Origin of the sequence: Streptomyces sp. MK37H (assembly GCF_018035285.1) — a bacterium.
GTDB lineage: Bacteria > Actinomycetota > Actinomycetes > Streptomycetales > Streptomycetaceae > Streptomyces > Streptomyces endocoffeicus.
This window is the reverse complement of record NZ_JAAAYH010000626.1, coordinates 1-3,859: the sequence shown is the minus strand read 5'-3', so window position 1 is coordinate 3,859 and position 3,859 is coordinate 1. Positions and strand designations below refer to the sequence as shown.

Here is a 3,859-nt window from a genome sequence, read left to right as displayed (position 1 = left end):
CCCCGAAGGGGTGACGGGAACATGGCGTCGGCGTCGGCCTACGACCTGCGGTTCGACTCGGGGCGGATCTGCCTGGACCTGGTGGCCACGGTCGGCGGCCGGCTCAGCGAGGCGCCCGTCGAGCGGCTCGGCGGGGTGGAGCCCCTCAAGGCGTGGCTGCTGGGCGCCGGACTGGTGCCCGGCGGCACCTCGCTCGAGGCCGTGGACCACCGCTGGCTCATCCGCTTCCGGGCCGCCCGCGACCTGCTGCACCGCATCGTCCACACCGAGGTCGAGGGCCATGCCGCGGCCGCCGATCTGGAACGGATGAACGCGCTGGCCGCCACCGCTCCGCCCGCCCTGCGCGCCGTACGGACACCAGACGGCACCCTGGTGGGCGCCCTGGTGGGGAAGCCGGACTGCGGTGCGCTGCTCTCCGAGATCGCCCGGGACGCGGTGCAGCTGCTCACCGACCCGGTGGCGCGCGGGCAGTTGCGGCGCTGTGAGGGGGAGACCTGCTCGCTGGTCTACCTCGACACCTCGCGCGGCCGCCGCCGGCGCTGGTGCTCCAGCGAAGTCTGCGGAAACCGCGAGCGGGTTGCCCGTCACCGCCGTCGCGTAAACCCGAGCATCAGCAAAGCATGAGCGATATTCAGTCATGACCCGGACATGACGCAGGCCCCGGATGGGGGGACCGGGGCCTGCGGGGCGGATTTGGGGAGGGAGCCCTTCCTGGTGGCCGGCGCCCGCCCGGCGTCGGCCTTACTCGGACTCAAGTACGCACCGGACAGCGGGAGATGTTCAGCCCGGGAATGCGATCTACATCACACGGTGGTCGATGAACGCCGAGCGTTTCCAGCCCGTACCCCCCTCGACCCGGCGGCTTGCGTACGCAAAGATGCCCTCGTGACCGAGAGGACGACACCGGACGACGCGCTCATGCGCGCGCTCTACGCGGAGCACGCAGGCCCGCTTCTCGCCTTCGTCCTGCGCCTGGTCGCGGGCGACCGGCACCGCGCCGAGGACGTGGTCCAGGAGACCCTCCTGCGAGCCTGGCGCAACGCCGACCAACTGCGGCGCTCCGGAGGATCGGTACGGCCCTGGCTGGTGACCGTGGCCCGCCGCATCGTCATTGACGGCCACCGCCAACGCCGCGCACGTCCCCATGAAGTGGACGCGGCGCCGCTCCATGTCATGCCCGCAGCGGACGACATCGACCGCGCATTGCGCCAGATGACCATTTCTGACGCGTTGAATGACCTCACCGATGCACATAGAGCGGCGCTCGTCGAGACATACTTCAAGGGACGGACGGTGAGTGAGGCGGCCGAAGTGCTGGGCGTTCCCGCCGGGACGGTGAGGTCCCGGGTCTTCTACGCGCTGCGCTCCCTGAAGCTCTCGCTCGAGGAACGGGGGGTCACGGCATGATGCCGGCAGCGGACGACCAGCAGCACACCGCGGTCGGCGCCTATGCGCTCGGGGTGCTCGACCCCGCCGACGCGGCGCGCTTCGAGGACCACCTCATCGGGTGTGAGCGGTGCGCCGCCGAGCTCGACGAGCTGATGGGCCTCCCGCCGCTGCTGGCCGAGTACGCCACCGCCGCCGACGGCACCGCGCTCCCGGACCCGGCGGTGGTCACCGCCCGCCCGGGGCCCGAACTGCTCGACCGGCTGATGGACGACGTCGCGGTGAGTCGCAAAGCCTCCGGCAGAAGGCGGCTCTTCCTCGTCGCCGCGGCCGCCGTCCTCATCGTCGGCGGCCCGCTCGCGGGAGCGGCCATCACCGCGAGCTCCGACGACGGCGGGGGCAAGGACCAGGTGGCGGCCTCCTCCTCCAAGCAGGTGTACGACCAGGGCCAGAAGTTCAGCGCGGTCGACCCCGTCACCAAGGTGGACGCCTCCGTCTCGCTCCAGCAGAAGGGGTGGGGCACCTCCGTCGCCCTCAAGCTGGGCAACCTCAAGGGGCCGCGCACCTGCGACCTGGTCGCCATCGGCAAGGACGGCCACGAGGAGACCATCACCACCTGGGCCGTGCCCACCTCGGGCTACGGCGTCAAGGACGGGGACGGCTCCCGCTGGAGCAAGGAGCCGCTCTACGCCCAGGGCGGCGCCGCCATGAACACCGACGACATCGAGCGGTTCGAGGTCCGCACCCTGGACGGCCAGCGCCTGGCCCAGGTCAGGCTCTGAAAACCCCCTCCCCGGAGGTGTACGGTTGACGGCTGCCCTTAAGAACACAGAAGGGGGCCCCTGGGTGGCCGCGCACAACGCCACGCATGACGACCGGACGGCACCGCGGGGGGACCGCGGGGACGGGGTCCGGGACAGCGAGATCCGGGTCGAGCAGACGCATCTGGACCGGGTGTACCACCGCCTCGAGGAGAAGATCCACGAGGCGGAGTTCCTCATGGACGACGCCGCCAAGCGCGGTCAGGTCGGCACGCCCGGCGCGTTCGCCGAACGGGACGCCCAGGTCTTCCGGGCCGGGGTGCATCTCAACCGGCTGAACAGCGAGTTCGAGGACTTCCTCTTCGGCCGCATCGATCTGCTGCCGGGCAAGGACGGCCAGCGCGGCCCCGACGGCGCCTACACCTCCGTGGAGCCCGCCGACGACGCCATCCGCACCGGCCCGGACGGCGACCGCGCGGAGATCGCCGAAACGTTGCACATCGGCCGCATCGGCGTTCTGGACGCCGACTACGCCCCGCTGGTGATCGACTGGCGGGCGCCCGCCGCCGCGCCCTTCTACCGCTCCACCCCGGTCGCCCCCGGCCGCGTCGTCCGCCGCCGGGTGATCCGCAGCAAGGGCCGCCGGGTGCTCGGCGTCGAGGACGACCTGCTGCGCCCGGAGCTCAGCGCCACCCTCGACGGCGGGGCGCTGCCGGTGGTCGGCGACGGCGCGCTGATGGCCGCGCTCGGCCAGGCCCGCGGCCACACCATGCGGGACATCGTGGCCTCCATCCAGGCCGAGCAGGACCAGGTGATCCGCGCCCCCGCCGCCTCCATCACCGAGGTCGAGGGCGGCCCCGGCACCGGCAAGACGGCGGTCGCGCTGCACCGCGCGGCGTACCTCCTCTACCAGGACCGGCGGCGCTACGCGGGGGGCATCCTCGTGGTCAGCCCCACCCCGCTGCTGGTCGCCTACACCGAGGGCGTGCTGCCCTCGCTGGGCGAGGAGGGCCAGGTGGCCATCCGGGCGGTGGGCTCGCTGGTGGAGGGCGCCGAGGCCACCACGTACGACACCCCGGCCGTGGCCCGCGTCAAGGGCTCGTCCCGGATGGTGAATGTGCTGCGCAGGGCCGCCCGCGGCGCGCTGGAGCTGCCGCGCGGAGCCGCCGCGCCCGCCGGTCCGGCCCCTTCGCCGTCATCGGCTTCGTCATCCGACAACGGCCAGCTGACACTGGACGGAGCGCTGGACGCCCACGGCGGCAGACCCGGCGCGGGCTCCGGGTCCAGACCCGGCGGCCCGCCCGAGCGGCTGCGCGTGGTCGCCTTCGGCGCCCGGATCGAGCTGGGCGCCGATGAGCTGCGCACCATCCGCCGACACGTGCTGGGCGGCACCGCGCCCGTCAACCTGCTGCGCCCCCGCGCCCGGCGGCTGCTCCTGGACGCGCTGTGGACCCGCTCCGGCGCCCCCAGCCGGTACACCGACCCCGAGCTGGCCGCCGAGGCGCGGGAGGGGTTCGACGAGGACATCTCCTCCGAGGACTCCTTCCAGGAGTTCCTCGACGCCTGGTGGCCCGAGCTCACCCCCCGCTCCGTCCTCGCCGCCATGGCCGATGAGAAGCGGCTGAACCGCTGGTCACGGCGGGTGCTCAACCCCCGCGAGGTCCGTCAGGTGGCCCGGTCGCTGGCCCGGCTCGGCCCCGACGGGCAGGGCC

At 73.1% G+C, this 3,859-nt stretch carries 3 protein-coding genes and 1 pseudogene; all 4 read left to right on the top strand.

What is annotated here, in order from left to right; all coding sequences use genetic code 11:
• The first annotated feature begins 21 nt into the window (after window positions 1-21).
• A complete protein-coding gene (locus tag GWI24_RS41775) occupies window positions 22-624 on the top strand; it encodes an ABATE domain-containing protein (RefSeq protein WP_210951236.1) in 603 nt (200 codons plus the stop codon).
• 261 nt (window positions 625-885) lie between these two features.
• Entirely contained in the window at window positions 886-1,407 is a 522-nt protein-coding gene (locus GWI24_RS41770; RefSeq protein ID WP_020870913.1) for a sigma-70 family RNA polymerase sigma factor, read from the top strand.
• On the top strand, window positions 1,404-2,168 hold the full coding sequence (locus tag GWI24_RS41765; protein WP_210951235.1) for an anti-sigma factor: 765 nt from the start codon (window positions 1,404-1,406) through the stop codon (window positions 2,166-2,168). The genes GWI24_RS41770 and GWI24_RS41765 overlap by 4 nt, the downstream gene beginning before the upstream one ends.
• Before the next feature lie 64 nt (window positions 2,169-2,232).
• Window positions 2,233-3,859 (top strand): annotated as a pseudogene (locus GWI24_RS41760) (helicase); the annotation flags it as partial.

Coding starts and splice junctions, on each gene's coding strand:
- GWI24_RS41765 (WP_210951235.1), top strand. CDS start 1,404: ATGATGCCGGCAGCGGACGACCAGCAGCACACCGCGGTCGGCGCCTAT.
- GWI24_RS41775 (WP_210951236.1), top strand. CDS start 22: ATGGCGTCGGCGTCGGCCTACGACCTGCGGTTCGACTCGGGGCGGATC.